Annotated in this window: 20 protein-coding genes; 13 read left to right on the plus strand and 7 right to left on the minus strand. The window is 44.1% G+C overall.

The window, feature by feature from the left end:
• Positions 1-4: 4 nt before the first annotated feature.
• Complete coding sequence (manA, locus tag NSS75_RS19235) at positions 5-955, minus strand: mannose-6-phosphate isomerase, class I (protein WP_268542822.1); 951 nt, start codon at positions 953-955, stop codon at positions 5-7.
• Between the two features lie 266 nt (positions 956-1,221).
• Between manA and NSS75_RS19240 the strand changes: the two genes are divergently transcribed.
• The 3 genes from NSS75_RS19240 to NSS75_RS19250 are packed head-to-tail and all read left to right on the plus strand — an operon-like array spanning position 1,222 to position 4,906.
• Positions 1,222-2,673, plus strand: a complete 1,452-nt coding sequence (locus tag NSS75_RS19240; RefSeq protein ID WP_101861400.1) for a spore germination protein — start codon at positions 1,222-1,224, stop codon at positions 2,671-2,673.
• Positions 2,674-2,678: 5 nt separating this feature from the next.
• Positions 2,679-3,785 (plus strand): spore germination protein, encoded by a 1,107-nt coding sequence (locus NSS75_RS19245; protein WP_024123062.1) that lies wholly within the window; start codon positions 2,679-2,681, stop codon positions 3,783-3,785.
• Positions 3,782-4,906, plus strand: coding sequence for a Ger(x)C family spore germination protein (locus tag NSS75_RS19250; protein ID WP_024123063.1), 1,125 nt, complete (start codon positions 3,782-3,784; stop codon positions 4,904-4,906). Before NSS75_RS19245 ends, NSS75_RS19250 begins: the two co-directional genes overlap by 4 nt.
• Before the next feature lie 46 nt (positions 4,907-4,952).
• On the opposite strand, the gene NSS75_RS19255 is transcribed toward NSS75_RS19250, so the two are convergent.
• Positions 4,953-6,326: a sugar porter family MFS transporter gene (locus NSS75_RS19255; protein ID WP_101861399.1), complete on the minus strand. Its 1,374-nt coding sequence runs from the start codon at positions 6,324-6,326 to the stop codon at positions 4,953-4,955.
• A 330-nt stretch (positions 6,327-6,656) separates the two neighbouring features.
• Between NSS75_RS19255 and NSS75_RS19260 the strand changes: the two genes are divergently transcribed.
• Both NSS75_RS19260 and NSS75_RS19265 read left to right on the plus strand, forming a co-directional pair.
• Positions 6,657-7,625 carry an LCP family protein gene (locus NSS75_RS19260; RefSeq protein WP_069486829.1) on the plus strand — a complete coding sequence of 323 codons (969 nt, stop codon included), beginning with the start codon at positions 6,657-6,659 and terminating at the stop codon, positions 7,623-7,625.
• 155 nt (positions 7,626-7,780) lie between these two features.
• Positions 7,781-8,641 carry a Cof-type HAD-IIB family hydrolase gene (locus tag NSS75_RS19265; RefSeq protein WP_024123066.1) on the plus strand — a complete coding sequence of 287 codons (861 nt, stop codon included), beginning with the start codon at positions 7,781-7,783 and terminating at the stop codon, positions 8,639-8,641.
• A gap of 38 nt (positions 8,642-8,679) precedes the next feature.
• Here NSS75_RS19265 and NSS75_RS19270 read toward each other — a convergent pair whose 3' ends face one another.
• The 5 genes from NSS75_RS19270 to pgsB form a co-directional block, all read right to left on the minus strand.
• Entirely contained in the window at positions 8,680-9,921 is a 1,242-nt protein-coding gene (locus NSS75_RS19270; RefSeq protein ID WP_095712877.1) for a C40 family peptidase, read from the minus strand.
• Positions 9,922-10,078: 157 nt separating this feature from the next.
• Entirely contained in the window at positions 10,079-10,246 is a 168-nt protein-coding gene (edmS, locus tag NSS75_RS19275; RefSeq protein WP_010332114.1) for an extrachromosomal elements maintenance protein EdmS, read from the minus strand.
• 14 nt (positions 10,247-10,260) lie between these two features.
• Positions 10,261-11,403 (minus strand): capsular polyglutamate synthetase PgsA, encoded by a 1,143-nt coding sequence (gene pgsA / locus NSS75_RS19280; protein WP_095712876.1) that lies wholly within the window; start codon positions 11,401-11,403, stop codon positions 10,261-10,263.
• An 18-nt stretch (positions 11,404-11,421) separates the two neighbouring features.
• Entirely contained in the window at positions 11,422-11,871 is a 450-nt protein-coding gene (gene pgsC, locus NSS75_RS19285) for a poly-gamma-glutamate biosynthesis protein PgsC (protein WP_010332116.1), read from the minus strand.
• A gap of 14 nt (positions 11,872-11,885) precedes the next feature.
• Positions 11,886-13,067, minus strand: a complete 1,182-nt coding sequence (gene pgsB, locus NSS75_RS19290) for a poly-gamma-glutamate synthase PgsB (protein ID WP_019715925.1) — start codon at positions 13,065-13,067, stop codon at positions 11,886-11,888.
• Between the two features lie 798 nt (positions 13,068-13,865).
• Between pgsB and NSS75_RS19295 the strand changes: the two genes are divergently transcribed.
• From NSS75_RS19295 to NSS75_RS19330, 8 genes are all read left to right on the plus strand, one after another.
• Complete coding sequence (locus tag NSS75_RS19295; RefSeq protein WP_095712875.1) at positions 13,866-14,855, plus strand: LacI family DNA-binding transcriptional regulator; 990 nt, start codon at positions 13,866-13,868, stop codon at positions 14,853-14,855.
• On the plus strand, positions 14,848-15,729 hold the full coding sequence (rbsK, locus tag NSS75_RS19300; RefSeq protein WP_339234508.1) for a ribokinase: 882 nt from the start codon (positions 14,848-14,850) through the stop codon (positions 15,727-15,729). Before NSS75_RS19295 ends, rbsK begins: the two co-directional genes overlap by 8 nt.
• Positions 15,726-16,121 (plus strand): D-ribose pyranase, encoded by a 396-nt coding sequence (gene rbsD, locus NSS75_RS19305; protein ID WP_095712873.1) that lies wholly within the window; start codon positions 15,726-15,728, stop codon positions 16,119-16,121. Before rbsK ends, rbsD begins: the two co-directional genes overlap by 4 nt.
• Positions 16,122-16,135: 14 nt before the next feature.
• Complete coding sequence (locus NSS75_RS19310; protein WP_024123072.1) at positions 16,136-17,617, plus strand: sugar ABC transporter ATP-binding protein; 1,482 nt, start codon at positions 16,136-16,138, stop codon at positions 17,615-17,617.
• A 1-nt stretch (position 17,618) separates the two neighbouring features.
• Positions 17,619-18,590, plus strand: coding sequence for a ribose ABC transporter permease RbsC (gene rbsC, locus NSS75_RS19315; RefSeq protein WP_024123073.1), 972 nt, complete (start codon positions 17,619-17,621; stop codon positions 18,588-18,590).
• Positions 18,591-18,601: 11 nt separating this feature from the next.
• Positions 18,602-19,519, plus strand: coding sequence for a ribose ABC transporter substrate-binding protein RbsB (rbsB, locus tag NSS75_RS19320; protein WP_024123074.1), 918 nt, complete (start codon positions 18,602-18,604; stop codon positions 19,517-19,519).
• Positions 19,520-19,627: 108 nt separating this feature from the next.
• The gene (locus NSS75_RS19325) at positions 19,628-20,164 is read left to right on the plus strand and encodes an SH3 domain-containing protein (protein WP_339234514.1); all 537 of its coding nucleotides are present in this window, start codon (positions 19,628-19,630) and stop codon (positions 20,162-20,164) included.
• A 165-nt stretch (positions 20,165-20,329) separates the two neighbouring features.
• Complete coding sequence (locus NSS75_RS19330; RefSeq protein ID WP_024123076.1) at positions 20,330-20,626, plus strand: DUF3892 domain-containing protein; 297 nt, start codon at positions 20,330-20,332, stop codon at positions 20,624-20,626.
• Positions 20,627-20,663 lie beyond the last annotated feature (37 nt).

Genomic DNA, 20,663 nt, shown 5'->3' on the forward strand with positions numbered 1-20,663 from the left:
AAGTTTACATGTGTGACACAATCAATGTGCATGTGCCTTTAATTGTGAAGTCGGACATATTGTAAGGCAAAATAAAGTGATCGCCCTTTTTAAGCGGGCATGTTTCTTTTCCATACGTAAGCGAACCGCTTCCTTCTATTACACTGCATATCAAGAAGCTCTCATCCTGCGAAAGCTCAGCCTCTCCATCAATGTCCCATTTATAGACGGAAAAGTATTCCCCTTGGACAAACGTTTTAATTGTTATTCCTTTTCTTGATTCGGTTGATTCGTCTATATATCCGTCCACATGGGGAACGGTCGCCGCGTTAATGGCTTTTGCAAAATGAAGCTCTCTTGGCTTGCCGCTTGTTTCGAGACGGTCATAGTCGTAGACCCGATATGTGGCATCTGAATTTTGCTGGGTCTCTAACACAAGCGTTCCTTTGCATAAAGCATGTATCGTACCGCTCGGCACATAATAAAAATCACCCGGCTTAATCTTGATTCTTCGCAGCAGGCCTTCCCAGTCACCGCTGTTAATCATTGTGACAAGCTCAGTTTTTGAACGCGCCGTATGTCCGTAAATGATTTCTGCATTTTCTTTGCAGTCAATAATATACCAGCACTCCGTCTTGCCGAGTTCTCCCTGTTCGTTCTCTCCAGCGTAATAATCATCGGGATGGACTTTAATCGACATATCTTCTTTTACGTCCAGCAGCTTCGTCAGTAACGGGAACCGGTCTCCCTCCACGCCTCCGAACAATTCCCGGTGCTCATCCCAAAGCTCGGTCAATGTCTTTCCTTTATACGGGCCATTCACAACAGTGCTCGGTCCTTTTGGATGAGCGGAAATGGCCCAGCACTCCCCTGTTGTTTCTGATGGAATGTCATACCTGAAGACATCGCGTAAAGCGGTGCCGCCCCAGATTCTTTCTTTAAACACTGGCTTGAAAAAAATCGGTGATTGCGTCATGATCCGTACCCCTCCCCTTTAAATGGCTGATCATTATTTTCCCGATGCGTGCCCCTTACAAACGCCCCTATGTCTGTCTGCTTTTCAATGACAACATATGTACAAAGCATTATGTATCAATGACCCCTTTTGAGAAAACGCTTCCTTTTTATTATATCACTTTCAAAAGAAGGTTTGTTTCAGCCTTTTCCTTATGAAGAATAATTCTCCTTTTTTGATACAAATTAAGAAAAACCGTCAATATGTTTTTATAAAGGAGAGAACCTATGCAAATCGACTCTGATCTCCAGCGCAATGTAGAAACATTGAAAAAAAAATTGGGTCAAAACGACGATATCATGTTTTATACGTTTTCTTTCGGAGACAGCAGACAGAAGGCTTGCCTGCTGTATATTGACGGTTTGACAGAAAATAAGCTTCTGGCGCAATACGTCATTTCTCCTTTACAAAAAGAATCGTTAGCTCAAAAAGAAGGCTTGATTGAAGATTTATCCGCTTTCTTTTTCGGCTATCATCACAGCGTTGTTTCTACAATAAAAGAAATACAGCAGCTCATTTTTACCGGACATACCATTTTGCTGGCCGATGGTTACAGCGCGGGGCTGGCATTTGATACGAAAACGTTAATGACGCGCAACCTTGAAGAGCCTTCCTCAGAAATCGTGGAACGCGGGCCGAAGATTGGCTTTATTGAAAAACTGCGGACAAACACGGCACTTTTGCGAGAGCGGACGAGTGACCCTAATCTCGTCATAAAAGAAATGACAATAGGCAAAAGGACGAAAAAAAAGATAGCTGTCGCTTATATTCAGGATATTGCACCTGATTATGTCATAAAAGAAGTGTTTAAACGGCTGAAATCCATCACGACAGATGATTTGCCGGAATCAGGCACACTTGAACAGCTCATTGAAGATGAACCCTTTTCAATCTTTCCCACAATCTTAAGCACGGAACGTCCTGATCGTGTAGAAAGCTCATTGTTAGAAGGACGGGTCTCCATATTAGTAGATGGTACACCATTTGCATTGATTGTACCGGCAACGGTGGATGAATTTATTCATTCACCAGATGATTACAGCCAGCGCTGGATTACAATGTCTCTTATTCGTTTGCTTCGTTATTCAAGCATCCTGATTACCATTTATTTGCCCGGCTTATATATTTCTCTCGTTTCCTTCCACACCGGTCTTTTGCCGACGAGAATGGCCATTTCGATTGCGGGCAGCAGGCTGAATGTGCCCTTTCCGCCTTTTGTCGAAGCCTTTATTATGATATTTACGATAGAACTGATCAGGGAAGCCGGTTTAAGATTGCCAAAACCGATCGGGCAGACGATTGGGCTTATTGGAGGTGTTGTCATTGGACAGGCAGCCGTACAGGCGCAAATCGTCAGCGCACTGATGGTCATAGTTGTATCAATTACCGCATTGGCATCATTCACCGTTCCTTCATACGCCTTTAACTTTCCGCTGCGGATTATTCGCATCGCGGGTATGATAAGTGCCGCGATACTTGGCATGTATGGCGTCATCATGGTCTTTCTGTTTGTGATCGGCCACTTGATGCGACTGAAAAGCTTTGGCCAAGATTACATTATTCCCATAATGGCACAGCCCGGACAAGATTTAAAGGATACTGTGATTCGCATCCCTACCCTATTTTTAAAAAGGAGACCTACCCGTAAAGACACAAAAGATAAAATCAGACAAAGGTGATGGCTATGATGCAATCAGAGGACAAGCTTACATTTATGCAGACGCTTATTATGGTAAGCAGTACAATGATCGGTGCCGGTGTCTTAACCCTACCCCGCTCAGCCGCTGAAACCGAAAGTCCGAGCGGATGGATTATGATCCTGCTTCAGGGCGTTATTTTTATTATTTATGCTCTGCTTTTTTTGCCTTTTCTTCAACGAAACAGCGGGAAAACGATTTTTGAGCTCAACAGCATTGCAGCCGGAAAAATTATCGGTTTCTTTTTGAATTTATTTATTACCCTTTATTTTATCGGTATCGTATGCTTTCAAGCCCGGGTCTTGGGAGAGGTTGTCGCATTCTTTCTATTAAAAAACACGCCGATGGCGGTTGTCGTCATTATTTTTCTGGCGGTTGCCATCTATCATGTGGCCGGAGGCGTTTACCCCATTGCGAAGGTATATGCGTATATCTTTCCTGTTACTATTATTATTTTTCTGATGCTTCTGATGTTTAGCTTTCGTTTGTTTCAGTTAGATTTTATCCGACCCGTATTTGAAGGCGGCTATCAAAGTTTTTTCTCTTTATTTCCTAAAACCCTTTTGTATTTTTCAGGATTTGAAGTCATTTTTTATCTCATTCCCTTTATGAAAGATCCGAAGAAGGTTAAAAAAGCTGTCGCTTTGGGCATTGCAACCTCAACTGTTTTCTACAGCATTACTTTGTTTATTGTCATTGGCTGTATGAGTGTGGCTGAAGCTAAAACAGTGACGTGGCCGACCATTTCACTCATCCACGCATTAGAAATCCCAGGGATTTTTATTGAACGATTTGACCTGTTTTTACAGTTGACTTGGACAGCTCAGCAATTTGCATGTATGCTCGGCTCTTTTAAAGGCGCGCATATCGGATTAACAGATGTCTTTCACCTAAAAAATAAAAACAATCCGTGGCTGCTTGCTTCACTGCTGGCTGTTACATTTTTCTTCACAATGCTTCCTGACGATCTTAATGCCGTGTTTTATTACGGTTCACTTCTCGGATATGCATTTTTAGGTGTCATTATCATACCATTTCTCATCTGGTTTTTGAGCTGGGTACAGAAGAAGCTGGGGAGGGGGCAACTGCAATGAAAACAATAATAAAGCTTGCGGCAATGGTTCTGATGCTGCAGCTGCTTTGCGGATGCTGGGATGTCAAAAATATTGAAAAACTGTCTTTCGCCAGGGGACTTGCAATCGATGAAACTGATGACCATCAGTATAAATTAACCTATCAAAACCTTCTTCCTCAAAGTGAAGACAGCCAAGCATCAGGAAAACCGGAATTTGTCAATGTGACCTCCCGCGGGAAAACCATTCTCGAAGCGGTCAGTGATGTATCCATCAAGGACCCTCCTATCTATAGCGACCATTTAAAAGTGATTCTTTTGGGAGAAAAGCTAATGAAAAATCAAAATATGGATCAAGTGTTTAACCATTTTATCCGGGATGATGAGCTGAGGCGAAGCAGCTATTTGATGGCAGCCAGAGGGGAAGCTGGAGACATTTTTACGGAAGGTAGTCCAAAGCAGCAGCTGCCGATGCCTTCCGAAAAGCTGATTGATCTGACAAATAACAGCGGATATAACGGGAAAATTATGATGCCGCTTCGGATCGGAAGAGCTTCTATCTATTGCCAAAACGGCTACAGTTTTCTCATTCAAGCCGTGAAAAACCAAAAGGGAAAAGCAAAGTATGACGGGGCTGGCATTATTAAAAGCGGCAGCAATAAACTCGTCGGATTTCTTTCAGCGGATGAAACACAAGCGCTGACATGGGTAATGGGGACGATCCAAGGCGGCGTCATGCCGGCGGAAGAAAAAGGATCTCCGATTACATTTGAGATTAAGAAGTCCAAATCAAAAATCAAACCTGCCATTCAGAATGGAAAGCCTGTCTTTCATATTTCTGTCAAAACAACAGGCATTCTGACAGAAGATCAAAGTCCAAGAGAAAATTCTTTTAGCGAGAGCTATTTGCGCAAACTGGAAAACATTTTTGAGAAAAAGCTGAAACACGATATCAAGCAGATTATGGATCAGCTGCAGCATACGTATAAAGCAGACCCTATCTTTTTATCTGACTACGTTCGGATTCAATACCCGGATTACTGGGATAAAGTAAAAGGGCATTGGGATGAAACGTTCACTGAGGCAGAGTTCACATACGATATTTCGTTCAAAATCATTAATTTTGGAACAGTTGGAAGGTAAGCAGCAAAAAGGGTGCGCCTATTGGCAGCACCCTTTTGAATATGATTTACGTTCCCGCTGTCTGCTGTTTACCTGCCGATCCTCCCTGGCCGTTTTTATCGCGCAAATCCTGCTCGATTTCTTCAAGGCTTTTTCCTTTCGTCTCTGTTACTTTAAACCGGACAAATAGAAACGCCATAATGCCGATCGCAGCATAAATCAGAAATAAATAGCTGATGCCGATCGCTTCCATTAAAATTGGATAGGTTAGAGAAACAATCAAAGTTCCAGCGTGCAGCATCAAGGTAGAGACTCCAGTACCGATGCCTCTCACATGAAGCGGAAATAGTTCAGGAAGCATCACCCAGACAACCGGGCCCCAGCTGACGGCAAACACAACGATAAACACGCCTAAGCAAATGACTGTCGTCCATGATGCGGCCGGGGTGTTATCGAAAAAGAGATTCACCATAGCCAGGACAATCAAGCTGATCACCATGCCGGCATTCCCGAATAACAGCAGCGGCTTTCTGCCGATTTTATCAATGATTTTAATGGCGAGAAGAGTCATAAGAACATTCACTGTTCCGATTCCGACCGTTCCTAAAATAGAGGCGGAGTTTCCGAACCCGACGTTTGTAAAGGTCTTCGGCGCATAATAAATGATTGTGTTCGTACCGATAAATTGCTGCAGAAACGCCAGTCCCAATCCGGCAATCAGCGCCGGGCGCACCCACGGATCGAACAGCTCCTTCAGACCGCCTTCGTCCTCTTTTTCCGCTTCTTTAATATCATGGATTTCCTGATCAATATCCTTTGTTCCCCGCAATCTTTGAAGAACTTTCTTCGCTTTGCCCTCTTCACCATTTGTAAACAGCCAGCGCGGGCTCTCAGGCATAAACAAAATACCAATGAGCAGGAGCAATGATGGTACGGCAGCCAATCCAAGCATCCAGCGCCACGCTTCCGCATCGGCAAATATGTAATTGACGATATAGGAAAGCAGGATACCGACCGTAATCATCAGCTGGTTGAGGGACGAAAGCGCACCCCGTTTCTCTTTTGGCGCCAGCTCAGACAAATACAGCGGCACGATCGTTGTCGATGTTCCGACTGCCAGTCCCAGAATGATTCTAAAGAGCACCATCACTCCTGTATTTGGCGCAAGCGCAACTCCCAATCCTCCTATACAAAACAGCAGCGCGGCAGCCATAATCGCTTTTCTCCTGCCAAAACGGTCCGTCAGCTTGCCAGCCGCTCCGGAACCGAGTATCGCTCCGATTAATAAAGAGCTGACAACAAGTCCCTCTGTAAAGGCGTTGAGGCCTAAATCCTTTTTCATAAATAAAATGGCTCCCGAAATGACGCCGGTATCATAGCCGTATAAAGCGCCACCAAGAGCGCCGAAAAAATAAAGCCATATATTTGACTGCTTCTTCATAGAAATGACTCCCTTTCTCCAATCAGTGATCCAATGGTACTGTCCACGGAGTTTTTTAGAAATCTTTTAGCCTATTTTTCCGGCAAGTAAACCTATGCAGACGTACAGACATCTAATATCCATTAATTTACTGGCGTTTTTTTCAACTGCACCGAAACATTTTTTTCCCCAGTGGCGTCCAATAGAAGGTGATTCAGCACATCATCATAAATCTCTAAAAACAAAAACATATAAATATAGGAATTTTTATCGAATATTGTCTTATCAGCAGTTGCCCTACGGCAAAATGAATGGTACGCTTCAAATATTAATGAAACGTGAGGTATTGATATGGAAGAACGATCACAACGTAAGAAGAAAAAGAGACGCCTACGAAAATGGGTGAAATTATTAGCCGGTGTAATGGCTTTTCTCATCATTGCCGCAGGTTCTGTCGGCACATACGCTTATGTCAAACTGAACAACGCTTCTAAAGAAGCTCACGTCAGTCTTGCCCGCGGAGAACAATCTGTAAAACGGATTAAAGAGTTTGATCCTGGAAAGGATTCTTTCTCTGTATTGCTCTTAGGGATTGATGCCAGGGAGAAAAACGGTGAGACGGTAGACCAGGCCAGAAGTGATGCGAATGTACTGATTACCTTTAACCGCAAAGAAAAAACAGCCAAAATGCTGAGCATTCCGCGCGACGCCTATGTGAATATTCCAGGCCATGGCTATGATAAGTTTACGCATGCCCACGCCTATGGCGGCGTAGATCTAAGTGTGAAAACAGTTGAAGAAATGCTTGATATTCCCGTTGATTATGTAGTCGAAAGCAACTTCACTGCGTTTGAAGACGTGGTAAATGAGCTGAATGGCGTCACAGTCAACGTAAAAAGCGATAAAGTCATCCAGCAAATCAAAAAGGATACAAAAGGAAAAGTTGTCCTTCAACAAGGCACACACACGCTTGATGGAGAGGAAGCGCTGGCTTACGTAAGAACACGTAAAGCTGACAGTGATCTTTTACGCGGACAGAGACAAATGGAAGTGCTGAAAGCCATTATCGATAAATCAAAATCACTTAGCTCCATTCCGGCTTATGATGATATTGTGGATACAATGGGAGAAAACTTAAAAATGAACCTATCTCTTAAAGATGCCATTGGCTTGTTCCCGTTTATCACTTCACTGAAGTCGGTTGAATCCATCCAGCTGACAGGCTATGACTATGAGCCTGGCGGCGTCTACTATTTCAGATTGAATCAGGAAAAACTGCAGGAAGTGAAAGAAGAGCTGCAAAACGATTTAGGTGTATAATGAACGGGATGGCGTGCAGCCATCCCGTTTTACATATTTCATTGTTGAAAAATAGGATCGTAAGGTTTAGCCTTGTCCTATATGGTTTATGTTTCGTATGAAAGCTGAACATACTACACGAAGCAGCTTCATTATTAAGGAGGTTTCCCCTACATATGAAATTAATAGCGATTGATTTAGACGGTACATTGCTGAATAAGGAAAGCATCATTTCTAATGAAAACAGAGCGGCTATCAAGCGGGCGCTTGATGCGGGTATCCTCGTTACCATTTGCACAGGAAGAGCAACGTTTGATGTTAAAGCGCTGCTGGAAGGCTTGGATATCCCTATCATCGCGGCAAATGGCGGAACGGTTCATGACAAAGGCTACCGCCTGATCAGCCGGACATTAATGGATCAAGAGGCCGGCAAAGCGATCGCTGATTACCTGCTCTCAAAAAATATTTACTTCGAGGTCTATACAGATGACCATCTGCTTTCTCCTTTTGACGGCGAATCTAAGCTTCAAGCAGAGCTTGACATTTTAAGGAGCGCCAATCCAGATGAAAACATGGATGAATTGTGGAAAGGGGCCATGACCCAGTTCAAGCAGTTCGGCATCAAACCGATCCCGCATATCGAATCGATTTTCGACGGCAGCGAAAACATTTACAAGCTCCTTTGCTTCTCCTTTGATATGGAAAAACTGAGACATGCGAAGGAAGAACTGAAGCATCATAAAAAACTGGCGCAAACCTCTTCCGGAAAGCACATTATCGAAATTCTCCCGGCCTCTTCCGGCAAAGGGCGCGCGCTGACTGAGCTTGCCGGCAAATACGGAATTGAGACGCAAGATATCTATGCGATTGGTGACAGTCCGAATGATTTATCCATGTTCGAAGTGGCAGGACACCGAATCGCCATGGAAAATGCGATTGATGAACTGAAAGAAAAAAGCACTTACGTGACGAAAAGCAATGATGAAAATGGTGTGGCCTACTTTATAGATCAGCTTCTATCCGGCCAATATGCATAAAGAAAAGACTCCAGAGATCCTGGAGTCTTTGTTTTTTATTATTGCACCCGAATACTTCCCGCGTATTTATCTTTCCAATACGTGCTCGTATTCATATTGGTAATGGTTACACCATTTGTTAATGTGACATGAACGACTTGGCCATTTCCGATATAGATGGCCGGGTTTAAGCTTGTTGATTGGAAAAAGACAATGTCTCCCGGTTTCAGGTCAGCCTTATCAACCTTTGTTCCCGCTTTATACTGGCTCGTCGCGTATCGGGGCAGTGAAATGCCTGCCGCTTTCTGGTAAACATATTGGATAAAGCCAGAAGTATCAAATCCTGTTTCTGGAGAAATCCCGCCCTTTTTGTAAGGAACTTCCCCGATATAGAGCGTCGCCTCCGACACAATCGGATTTTCTTTCGGAATCGTCAGGTTGTTAAACCGGCGGATGCCTGTCATCTTAGATTTCCAATAATCCTCTGATAAGTAGGAAATGGTTACTTTTTCAGACCGGCTCGCCTGAATGAACCTTCCGCCTCCTGCATAAATGCCGGCATGCGAAATTCCTGTTTTATACGTATTGCTGAAATAGATGACATCACCGGGTTTAATGTTCTGAAACGCAACCTTCTCGCCTACTGCCCACTGCTGCTCTGCTGATCTCGGCAGATAGATGTCAAGCGCCTGTTTAAAGACATATTGCACAAGCCCTGAGCAATCGAAGCCCTCTGACGGTGTGCTTCCGCCAAAAACGTACGGAATGCCGAGGTATTTTTCGGCCTCCTGCACAACAGCCACATCAGCAGTCTCCGGATCGGCAGCGACTCGTTTCGCTCCAATGTAAGAGCCGCTCCAATAGCTGCTTTTTTTGTAGTTTGTGACGATAACCCCTTTTGATAGGGTGCTGTGAATCATTTGCCCGTCTCCAATGTAAAGAGCGGCGTGTGTCGGTGCAGTCCCGCTGCTTCCCTCTTTTTTGAAAAATAAAATATCACCTGGTTTTAGATCTGCCGGCTTTACTGCCGTTCCGACTTTTGACTGGTCGTTCACAGATCTCGGCAGATGAATATCAGCCTGACCGAAAACATATTGAATCAATCCAGATGAATCGAAGCCTTCTTTCAGTGTTTCACCGCCGTATCTATACTTATACCCAAGCAGTTTCTTTGCTTCACTGATGATCAGGTCAGATTTTGCATCAGCCTCCGCAATATCCGCTTTTGTCATAATAGGAACCAAAAAACAAATCATAACGGCCACAAGCAAAAACTTCTTCCAGTTTGCCAGTGTGTTCACTTTTATTATCTCCTCCTCTATTTGCAGTTTTAACATCGGTATTTTTCTAGATATGTTAAGAGACTTTTTCATATTTTTACAGAATGAATATGCTGGCTTTCAAAATGGCAAATAAAAAAAGAGAATGTCTCGTAAGACATTCTCTTTTTTTTGTGTGTTATTTAGCGGCGTTTGCCGTTTCTTCCTGCTGTTGAATTTTATGAATTTCTGTATCGATTTTTTGCTTTTCCTGATCAGTCAGCTGATCGTTGAATTTGAAAGCTGACATAAACATAAACACGACTGCAACGGCAACAAACGGCCAGATGGCTTTGACAAATTTCATCTTATATCACTCCATTATTTAGATTTTAGTTTGTCACTGTGATCGACATCAAAAGTCAGTTTTCCGTCTTCTACTTCCCATGCGAAATTAGAGTCTTTCGTCAGTTCGCGAATAATTGTTTTCTGTTTCAGACTGCCTTTTTTAACCGGGGCAGGTGTCGCTTCATGGATATCAATCGGCGTTACCTCAAAGTGTCCCGTTCCGTTTTTCTTCAAATGATACTGCACCAGCGCACTGTCTCTGGTTCTTGTCCAGCCTTGGTCAAACACAAAGTTCCCCAGACTGTAGAAAATGACGGTCCCGTTATAGACTTCGATCGGTTCAAGGACGTGCGGGTGATGGCCGACGATGATATCGGCACCTGCATCAGACATAGCTCTTGCCAATTGGCGCTGACGGTCATTCGGATCATTATCATACTCTTGTCCCCAGTGTGACTGTACAACTACGACATCAGCATGTTTTTTCGCTTCTGAAATCATAGGGATAAAGACTTCCGGATCTGCGGGAAGCACGCCCGGTGTATTCTTTTTAGCCGCGAAACCTTTGCCGGATACATCCGTGAATCCAAGGGTTGCGATTGTTACCCCATTTACTTCTTGATATGAGATATTCTTTTTCGCATCGCTCAAGCTGTATCCAGCCCCAACGATATCGAGGTTATGGTTCGAAAATTCTTCAAGTGTATCTTTCATGCCCTGTGCGCCGTAATCCATGGCGTGGTTATTCGCGCTGTTAAGGACCGTGAAGTTCATATCCTTCAGGACTTTTACGGATTCCTTGTTTGTCTGCAGATGAATTTCTTTTTCTGCTTCTTTATAGTTCTTTTTATAAGTTACCGGGTTTTCAAAGTTTCCGGCTACGTAGTCTGATGCTTTAAAGATAGGCTCAACGTATTGAAAAATACTGCTTACCCCTTTTTGTTCCGTTACTCTCTCAACATAGCGCCCCATCATAATATCGCCTACAAATGAGGCTGAAAGAACGTCATCTGAATAGGTTTTAACCTTTGGCGTCTCTGCTTTGCCTGCCCACATAAAAGCAAACATGAGGACAAAAACGATCGGAATCGCGATAAATACGTGCTTATTGGTTTTCTTTTTTTGCTGTTTTGTCAGCTTCAGCAGCTTTTCATGAAAGCTCAGTTCTTTTTTCATCGTTTGACACACCTTACATTAAATTAAGTAGTAAACAAACATGATAGCAAAGGTCGCTCCGCTTAATAGCAGCGTGCTTCCGAACGTAATTGTTAATCCTTGTTTCTGAATGGTATTTGCAATTAAACCTGGCACGATAATGCCGATTCCTCGAAATTCTGCGATTTCAAATGGTACAATCGGGTATAGAAAATCAAAGGCAATCTTCAGGACGATCCCTGTGATCAGCATGGCAGCGAATTTTCTGCGTCCATACAAAATCATAAACTTGGATAAACCGAATTTCACAATGACATAGGTGAGCAAACTGACTAATAATACGAGTAAAATAAAGACCGGCTGATTAAACACAAGTCCTAAATACCCCGGTACAACAAGCCCTGCCGGCACAATCCCTGTTTTTTCCGCAAAAATTAAACTGAGTAGTACACCTAAAATTAGTGCAATGTATAAATCTGATCCGAACATGTCTGCATTTCCTCCTAGCTTACGAGCTGCTTAACCTTATATTCGTGGATTTTTTCAATTAACGGCTCTGCGGCACCATGAATGTTGCCGACGCCATATATGACACGGTTGTGCATTCTTTTCTTTAACAATTCCATAATTTCTTCCGTTGATTTGTACTCTAGATCATGCAGTTTGTCTGCAGGAATTTTACCTTCTTCATAAGCTTTGACGATTGGTTCTGTTGTTTCACCGATTAAGATCAGTTCACTTGCTTCAATATAAGGCAATACGTCATTTGCGAATTGCTGTGTCCGATCCACACGGTCTGCGCGGCAGTTCATAATGATGATCGGATCATCGGTCGGATAACCGATTTCTTTTACACGTTTCCATATATTCAAAGTAGAAGAAGCGTCGTTTGCGGCAAACCCATTAACAAAGTGCCCAGGCTCGCTCGGACTGATCAGCGGAAGAATTCTCATTGCTCCCGGATCTGGCGGCGCATTCAGCATTCCTTTAAACGCTGTTTCTTCATCAATGCCGAGTGCTTGAGCCACACCCAATGCGAGAGAAGCGTTATCAGGGAATACCATATATTCAAATTTACGAAGATATTCATCAGTAATTTTCGAGTTATCAGCAATGATGACTTTTGTGTTTCGCTCTTTGGCTTTTTGTTTAAAGAACTCGGTATATTCACTATCTGTAATGACAAGATGGCCATTATAAGGAATAGTAGCGGTAAACGCTTCTGCAATTTCATCAAGCGTCGGCCCCATGACATCCATATGATCTTCCAGCACGTTTACGATGACACCGATATTAGCTTGAAGAAGTTCTTCCTGAAAGATAATTTGATAGTCCGGATTAACGGCCATACATTCACTGACGAGGGCGTTGGCTCCTCTTTCTACCGTTTCTCTCATGACTTCTTTTTGTTCGCCGATATTCGGTCCCTGAGGTTTCCGTTTAATCGGCTTTTCCTCCGGTGTATCCCAATAGATCATTCTTGCGTCCGTTCCTGTCGTTTTTCCGACAGTTTTGTAACCGGCTTCTATTAATATTCCGGTTGTCAGCCTTGTCACAGTGGACTTTCCTCGGATGCCGTTAATATTCACTCGAACAGGGAGGGCATCAATGTTTTTCTGATGTCGCCGTTTTTCTAATATTCCGATGACCAGTATGACAGCACAGGCTATAATGAGTAACCACATTGCTTATCGACATCTCCTTCTATATTGTTGTAAATTCATTCATCAGTATATAGAATCACTATGAATTCTCAATCGGCATTATGTAACATAATCTCCCCTAATCTACTGAGCCAAACTTCTCTTTTGAAAGAGATTTTGTACCTACAAAGTGTTCTCTATTTTTGGAAATCGACAGGACTTACATCTTATCGATTTTTTTAATACTAAAAACGAATGCGCTTTCATTTACCAAATGATTTCCTTCTGGACGTTTAGTCACACCTTGAATGTTCAGTTTAATATGCATTTCAAATCAATCTTTTTTCAGGCCCGGTATATCAGGCTTTTGCTGATACAATGCGTGTTTCCGGTTCTTATGAACATAAAATTATTTCTGCCTGTTTCTTAAGGATAAGGTCATAATGTCATCCTTTCTGCACGGAATAGACAATATTAGGCCCATTCCAAATTGACTAATGGCCCCTGCAATAAAAACGGCAAACAAACAGGTCCAGGTTCTCTAACATAATTAAACATTTTCTGGGCGGATAGTCTAATCTGTTTCATCCTATTTACAGGTCTAATCGCATGACTTTGAAACAATTTTAATAAAACTTAATATTCGTTCATGAAATGTTCATCCAGATTTGTGAAGACTTTGTCAAAAAAAGCGTGAATATCTTTAAATTCTCATATTTATACACCATTTACAGTTCGGTTTGCTATATCGCCATGTTTTATTTTTTTCTTATTGCCAATAACGGAATGTTCATGATAATCTATCTATGTAAACGGTTACACAAATGAGGAGGAGCTGTGTTGGCTACAATTAAAGATGTCGCGGGAGCCGCGGGCGTCTCAGTTGCAACGGTCTCCCGCGTCCTGAATGACAACGGCTATGTACATGAAGAAACGAGAACACGTGTGATGGCCGCCATGGAGAAGCTGAACTATTATCCGAACGAAGTCGCCAGGTCTCTTTATAAAAGAGAATCCAGGCTGATCGGGCTTTTGCTTCCGGACATTACAAACCCTTTCTTCCCCCAGCTTGCCCGCGGCGTGGAGGATGAATTGAACCGGGAAGGCTATCGGCTTATTTTCGGCAACAGTGACGAGGAATTAAATAAAGAACTTGAATACCTTCAAACCTTTAAACAAAATCATGTCGCAGGTATTATTGCTGCAACAAATTACCCGCATCTTGAGGAATACAGCGGCATTGGTCAGCCAGTCGTTTTCCTGGACAGAACGCCTGAAGGCGCTCCTTCTGTATCCAGTGACGGACATACCGGAGGAAAATTAGCAGCGGAAGCAATTGTTCATGGAAAAAGCAAACACATTACGCTCCTGAAGGGCCCTGCTCACCTGCCGACTGCCCAAGACCGCTTTCACGGCGCTTTAGAGGTATTACAGCAGGCGGGTGTTGATTTTCAGATCATCGAGACGGCGTCCTTTTCTTTTAAGGATGCACAGGCACTGGCAAAGGAGCTGTTTGTCTTATATCCTGAGACAGACGGGGTAATTGCCAGTAATGACATTCAAGCAGCGGCTGTTTTGCATGAAGCTTTGCGGCGCGGGAAAAAAGTGCCCGTGGATATTCAAATTATCGGCTACGATGATATTCCCCAAAGCGAGCTGCTGTTTCCGCCGCTGTCAACGATTAAGCAGCCGGCATATGACATGGGTAAAGAAGCGGCTAAACTTCTTTTGAGCATCATAAAAAAACAGCCTCTCGCAGAAACGGCGATTCAAATGCCCGTCATGTATATAAGAAGAAACACGACAAGAAAGGAAGAAAACGATGCGTAATATTTGTGTGATTGGAAGCTGTTCTATGGATTTGGTGGTCACCTCAGACAAACGCCCAAACGCGGGCGAAACCGTACTGGGTACTTCATTTCAAACTGTGCCGGGCGGTAAAGGTGCGAATCAGGCTGTTGCCGCCGCCAGACTCGGCGCCAATGTTTTTATGATTGGCAAGGTTGGTGACGATCATTATGGAACAGCCATCATGAATAATTTAAAAGCAAACGGTGTTCGCACCGACTATATGGAACAGGTTACACATAAAGAAAGCGGCACCGCCCACATCGTGCTTGCCGAAGGTGATAACAGTATTGTCGTCGTTAAAGGCGCGAATGATGAGATCACCCCATCTTATGCGATAGACGCTCTTGAAAAGCTTGAAAATATCGATATGGTTCTGATTCAGCAGGAAATCCCGGAAGAAACGGTTGATGAGGTGTGCAGATACTGCCATTCTCACGACATCCCGATCATGCTTAACCCGGCACCGGCCCGCCCGCTGAAGCAGGAAACCATTGACCATGCCACCTATCTTACGCCGAATGAACATGAGGCGGCGATCTTATTTCCGGAGCTGACGGTTTCTGAAGCATTGGCGCTTTATCCGGCGAAGCTCTTTATCACTGAAGGCAAACAAGGCGTGCGCTATTCATCCGGCAGCAAAGAGCGGATCATCCCTTCCTTCCCTGTTGAGCCTGTCGATACAACCGGGGCGGGTGATACGTTTAACGCGGCTCTTGCAGTCGCCCTGGCAGAGGGAAAAGATATTGAAGCTGCATTACGGTTCGCAAACCGCGCCGCCTCCCTATCTGTATGTTCTTTCGGCGCTCAAGGCGGAATGCCGTCCAGAAAAGAAGTAGAGGAGCTGCTGTCATGAAAAGACACGGTATACTGAACAGTCATCTTGCCAAGCTATTGGCTGACCTTGGCCATACTGACAAAATTGTCATCGCTGATGCAGGGCTGCCCGTTCCTGACGAAGTCCTGAAAATTGATCTCTCACTAAAGCCGGGTTTCCCGGCTTTCCGGGATGTAGCCGCAGTGCTGGCAGATGAAATGGCGGTTGAAAAAGTAATTGTCGCATCCGAAATAAAGGTATCCAATCCAGAGAATGCGAGTTTTATAGAAACCCTTTTTTCTGAAGAGGCAGTTGACTGCCTTCCCCACGAGGAATTTAAGGAGCTGACTAAAGAAGCTAAAGCTGTCATACGAACAGGAGAATTCACACCATACGCCAACTGCATCCTGCAGGCGGGTGTGCTTTTCTAGAAAGGAGGACCGATATGCAAATCGAAATGAATGATATTCATAAAGCATTCGGAAAAAACCAGGTGCTTTCAGGTGTGTCCTTTCAGCTCAAGCCCGGCGAAGTTCACGCACTGATGGGAGAAAACGGCGCCGGCAAGTCCACCCTGATGAACATCCTGACTGGTCTGCACAAACTGGACAAAGGACGGATCACCATAAATGGTAACGAGACGTATTTCTCCAACCCAAAGGAAGCCGAGCAGCACGGAATCGCCTTCATCCATCAGGAACTGAATATCTGGCCGGACATGTCCGTACTTGAGAATCTATTTATCGGAAAAGAAATGTCAACGAAATTTGGTATTTTACAAACCAGAAAAATGAAAGCGCTAGCAAAAGAACAATTTGATAAACTATCCGTCTCTCTTTCACTTGATCAAGAAGCAGGTGAATGCTCCGTCGGACAGCAGCAGATGATTGAAATCGCAAAAGCGCTCATGACAAATGCCGAGGTAATCATTATGGATGAACCTACCGCGGCTTTGACTGAACGGGAAATCAGCAAGCTGTTTGACGTCATTACGGCTTTAAAAAAGAACGGTGTTTCCATTGTATACATTTCACATCGAATGGAAGAAATTTTTACGATTTGCGACAGAATCACCATCATGCGTGACGGAAAAACCGTTGATACAACAAACATTTCAGAAACAAATTTTGACGAGGTCGTGAAAAAAATGGTCGGACGTGAGCTGACGGAACGGTATCCTAAACGCGTCCCTTCACTCGGAGACAAAATATTTGAGGTGAAAAACGCCTCCTCAAAAGGAAGCTTTGAAGATATCAGCTTTTATGTCCGTTCCGGTGAAATTGTCGGCGTTTCCGGTTTAATGGGAGCCGGACGAACCGAAATGATGAGAGGACTGTTCGGCATTGACCGGCTCGATTCGGGTGAGATTTGGATTGCAGGAAAAAAGACTGCTATTAAAAATCCGTATGATGCTGTGAAAAAAGGGCTCGGTTTTATTACGGAAAACCGCAAAGATGAAGGACTGCTGCTCGACACATCGATTCGGGAAAATATTGCGCTGCCCAATTTGGCCAGTTTTTCTCCAAAGGGCATCATTGATCACAAGCGGGAAGCAGAGTTTGTAGACCTTCTCATAAAACGCCTGACCATCAAAACGGCTTCACCAGAAACGCACGCGCGCCATTTGTCTGGCGGCAACCAGCAAAAGGTCGTGATTGCCAAGTGGATTGGCATCGGCCCAAAAGTGCTCATATTGGATGAGCCGACAAGAGGCGTGGATGTGGGCGCGAAACGGGAAATCTATACGCTGATGAATGAGCTCACTGAACGCGGTGTCGGCATCATTATGGTGTCATCAGAGCTGCCGGAAATACTCGGGATGAGTGACAGAATCATCGTCGTCCATGAAGGCAGAATCAGCGGAGACATCGAAGCGAGTGAAGCGACACAAGAACGAATTATGACACTTGCCACGGGAGGGCGGTAACATGAAAACGGAACAACTGAAGCAAACAAAACAAAAACAGATTCACTTCGATGGCGTCATGCAGAAGCTCGGCCCGTTTCTAGGTTTATTTATTCTCGTTATGATCGTATCGATTTTAAACCCGAGCTTCCTGGAGCCTTTGAATATTTTAAACCTGCTTCGGCAGGTGGCAATTAACGGATTGATCGCATTCGGCATGACCTTCGTTATTTTAACTGGCGGCATTGATCTTTCTGTCGGGGCTATTCTCGCCCTGTCCAGCGCCTTAGTCGCGGGTATGATTGTATCTGGTGTCGACCCGATTCTCGCCGTCATCATAGGCTGTCTGATCGGCGCTCTTCTAGGGATGATCAACGGACTGTTAATCACAAAAGGGAAAATGGCCCCTTTTATCGCGACGCTTGCGACCATGACTGTCTTCCGCGGACTTACTCTTGTGTATACAGACGGAAACCCGATCACAGGGCTTGGCACTAACTATGCCTTTCAGCTGTTCGGCCGCGGTTATTTCTTAGGAATTCCAGTACCTGCAATTACAATGGTTCTCGCCTTTGTTATCCTTTGGGTGCTGCTTCACAAAACGCCGTTCGGGCGCCGGACATACGCAATTGGCGGCAATGAAAAAGCGGCACTCATCTCAGGCATAAAAGTCACACGTGTAAAAGTCATGATTTATGCTTTAGCCGGTCTATTATCCGCCCTTGCCGGCGCGATTTTGACTTCCCGTCTCCACTCAGCACAGCCGACAGCTGGAGAATCATATGAATTGGATGCCATCGCGGCGGTTGTCTTAGGCGGAACGAGTCTTTCCGGGGGCCGCGGGCGCATTGTCGGAACGTTAATCGGGGTGCTGATTATCGGCACACTCAATAACGGACTCAACCTGCTTGGCGTCTCATCATTTTATCAGCTGGTTGTTAAAGGGATTGTCATTTTAATCGCGGTATTATTAGACCGCAAAAAGTCAGCATAGGAGGGTTTTACATGAAAAAGGCTGTATCCGTCATTTTGACGCTGTCACTGTTTATATTGAGTGCCTGTTCGCTTGAGCCTCCCCAATGGGCGAAGCCGTCAAACTCAGATAAGAAAAAGGAATTTACCATCGGCTTGTCGATCTCAACGCTTAACAATCCCTTTTTTGTTTCTTTAAAAAAGGGAATTGAAAAAGAAGCGGAAAAGCGGGGAATGAAGGTCATCATCGTCGATGCACAAAATGATTCCTCCAAGCAGACAAGTGATGTGGAAGATTTAATTCAGCAAGGTGTTGATGCCCTGTTAATCAATCCAACTGATTCTTCGGCTATTTCAACGGCAGTAGAGTCTGCAAATTCGATTGGTGTGCCTGTCGTCTCAATCGACCGGTCCGCTGAACAAGGCAAAGTAGAAACCCTCGTGGCTTCAGACAATGTAAAAGGCGGAGAAATGGCCGCAGAGTTCATCGCAGACAAGCTTGGAAAAGGTGCTAAGGTGGCGGAGCTTGAAGGCGTTCCGGGTGCCTCCGCTACACGGGAACGCGGTTCAGGCTTTCACAAAATCGCAGATCAAAAGCTGGACGTTGTCACAAAACAATCAGCTGACTTTGACCGCACTAAAGGCCTGACTGTCATGGAAAACCTGCTCCAAGGACACCCGGATATCCAAGCGGTTTTCGCTCATAATGATGAAATGGCGCTTGGAGCTCTCGAAGCGATTAACAGCTCCGGCAAAGATATTTTAGTCGTCGGTTTTGACGGAAATAAGGATGCGATTTCTTCGATTAAAGACGGTAAGCTCTCAGCCACTGTCGCTCAGCAGCCTGAATTGATCGGTAAACTGGCAACGGAAGCAGCGGATCAGATTTTACATGGAAAGAAAGTAAAGAAAACAATATCAGCGCCTCTGAAACTGGAAACGAAAAAATAATGCAAAGGATCAGATCTTTATCTGATCCTTTTTTATGTTTAGCAACCGGCCAAAACGTGAAAGGAATAATAGAAATGATTATTTCTCTTATGTGAGGAGAGGAACGCAATGAACAAACCCACGAAAATACTGTCTACACTTGCACTTGCAGCCGGAATAACTGCGGCTTCTGCCGGCGGCGCAAACACAATTCATGCACAACAGCCAGAAACAAACGTAAGCATTGATGATTTATACAGCTATCCGATTGATTCCTACTTGGTTTCAGCAGAGGCTCTGAATGTCAGAACAAAGGCCTCCGCTTCAAGCGCTAAAGCCGACATACTTCATCTGGGCGACAGCTTAAAGCTCATTTCGTTTTCAAACGCTGATTGGGCAAAGGTTCATTACAAAAACGGAAAGACAGGCTTTGTCTCTACTCATTACATTGTAAAGGCAGCGACAACGGTAAAAACCAAAACAAAGACGAAAGCATATACATCCGCTGAAGGAAAAAGCATCAAGACACTCCCGGCTAACACAAGCGTATCTTTTTTAGGCTGGAGTAAAACAAAAAAAGGCGGCTTTGACTTTGATTGGGTCTATGTAGATTACGGCGGTAAGACAGGTTATATCAAAACAAAGGACCTGCAAATGACAAAATAACCGAAAGGGATTCCATTTACAGAACGGAATCCCTTTTTTCTTCGCTAATTATGGATTGAATTGTCGCATTCAAAATATTTCTCAGGAAATATTGTCATATGCCGTGTCGAAACCTATACATGATCAACAGCATTTTTGTTTACGTTAAAGGATGGAGGTGGAAAAATGGATCAATTTGAAGCTGCATATGAATCGTATAAATCCAAACAAACAAATATCGATCAGCCAGTTGATACGTCCGGAAAAGAAGAAATTATCGCGGTCAGAAGAAATGAGGAAGACAATATTATCGCGGTGAAAACGAACACAGGAAGAGAACTGGACTATCCCACTGCGCTATCAGAAGCAAAAGCGGGAAAGATCGCTCACGTTGATGTATTTCATAAATACGGACGTGACATTTTAAGAAGTGAACCAGACGGCATAAAGGATAATAACCTATCTGAATTACCCGATTTTTAATAGAGAAAGCCCTGTCCCAATCCGGACAGGGCGTTTC

The sequence above is a fragment of the Bacillus sp. FSL K6-1012 genome (assembly GCF_037964915.1).
GTDB lineage: Bacteria > Bacillota > Bacilli > Bacillales > Bacillaceae > Bacillus > Bacillus halotolerans.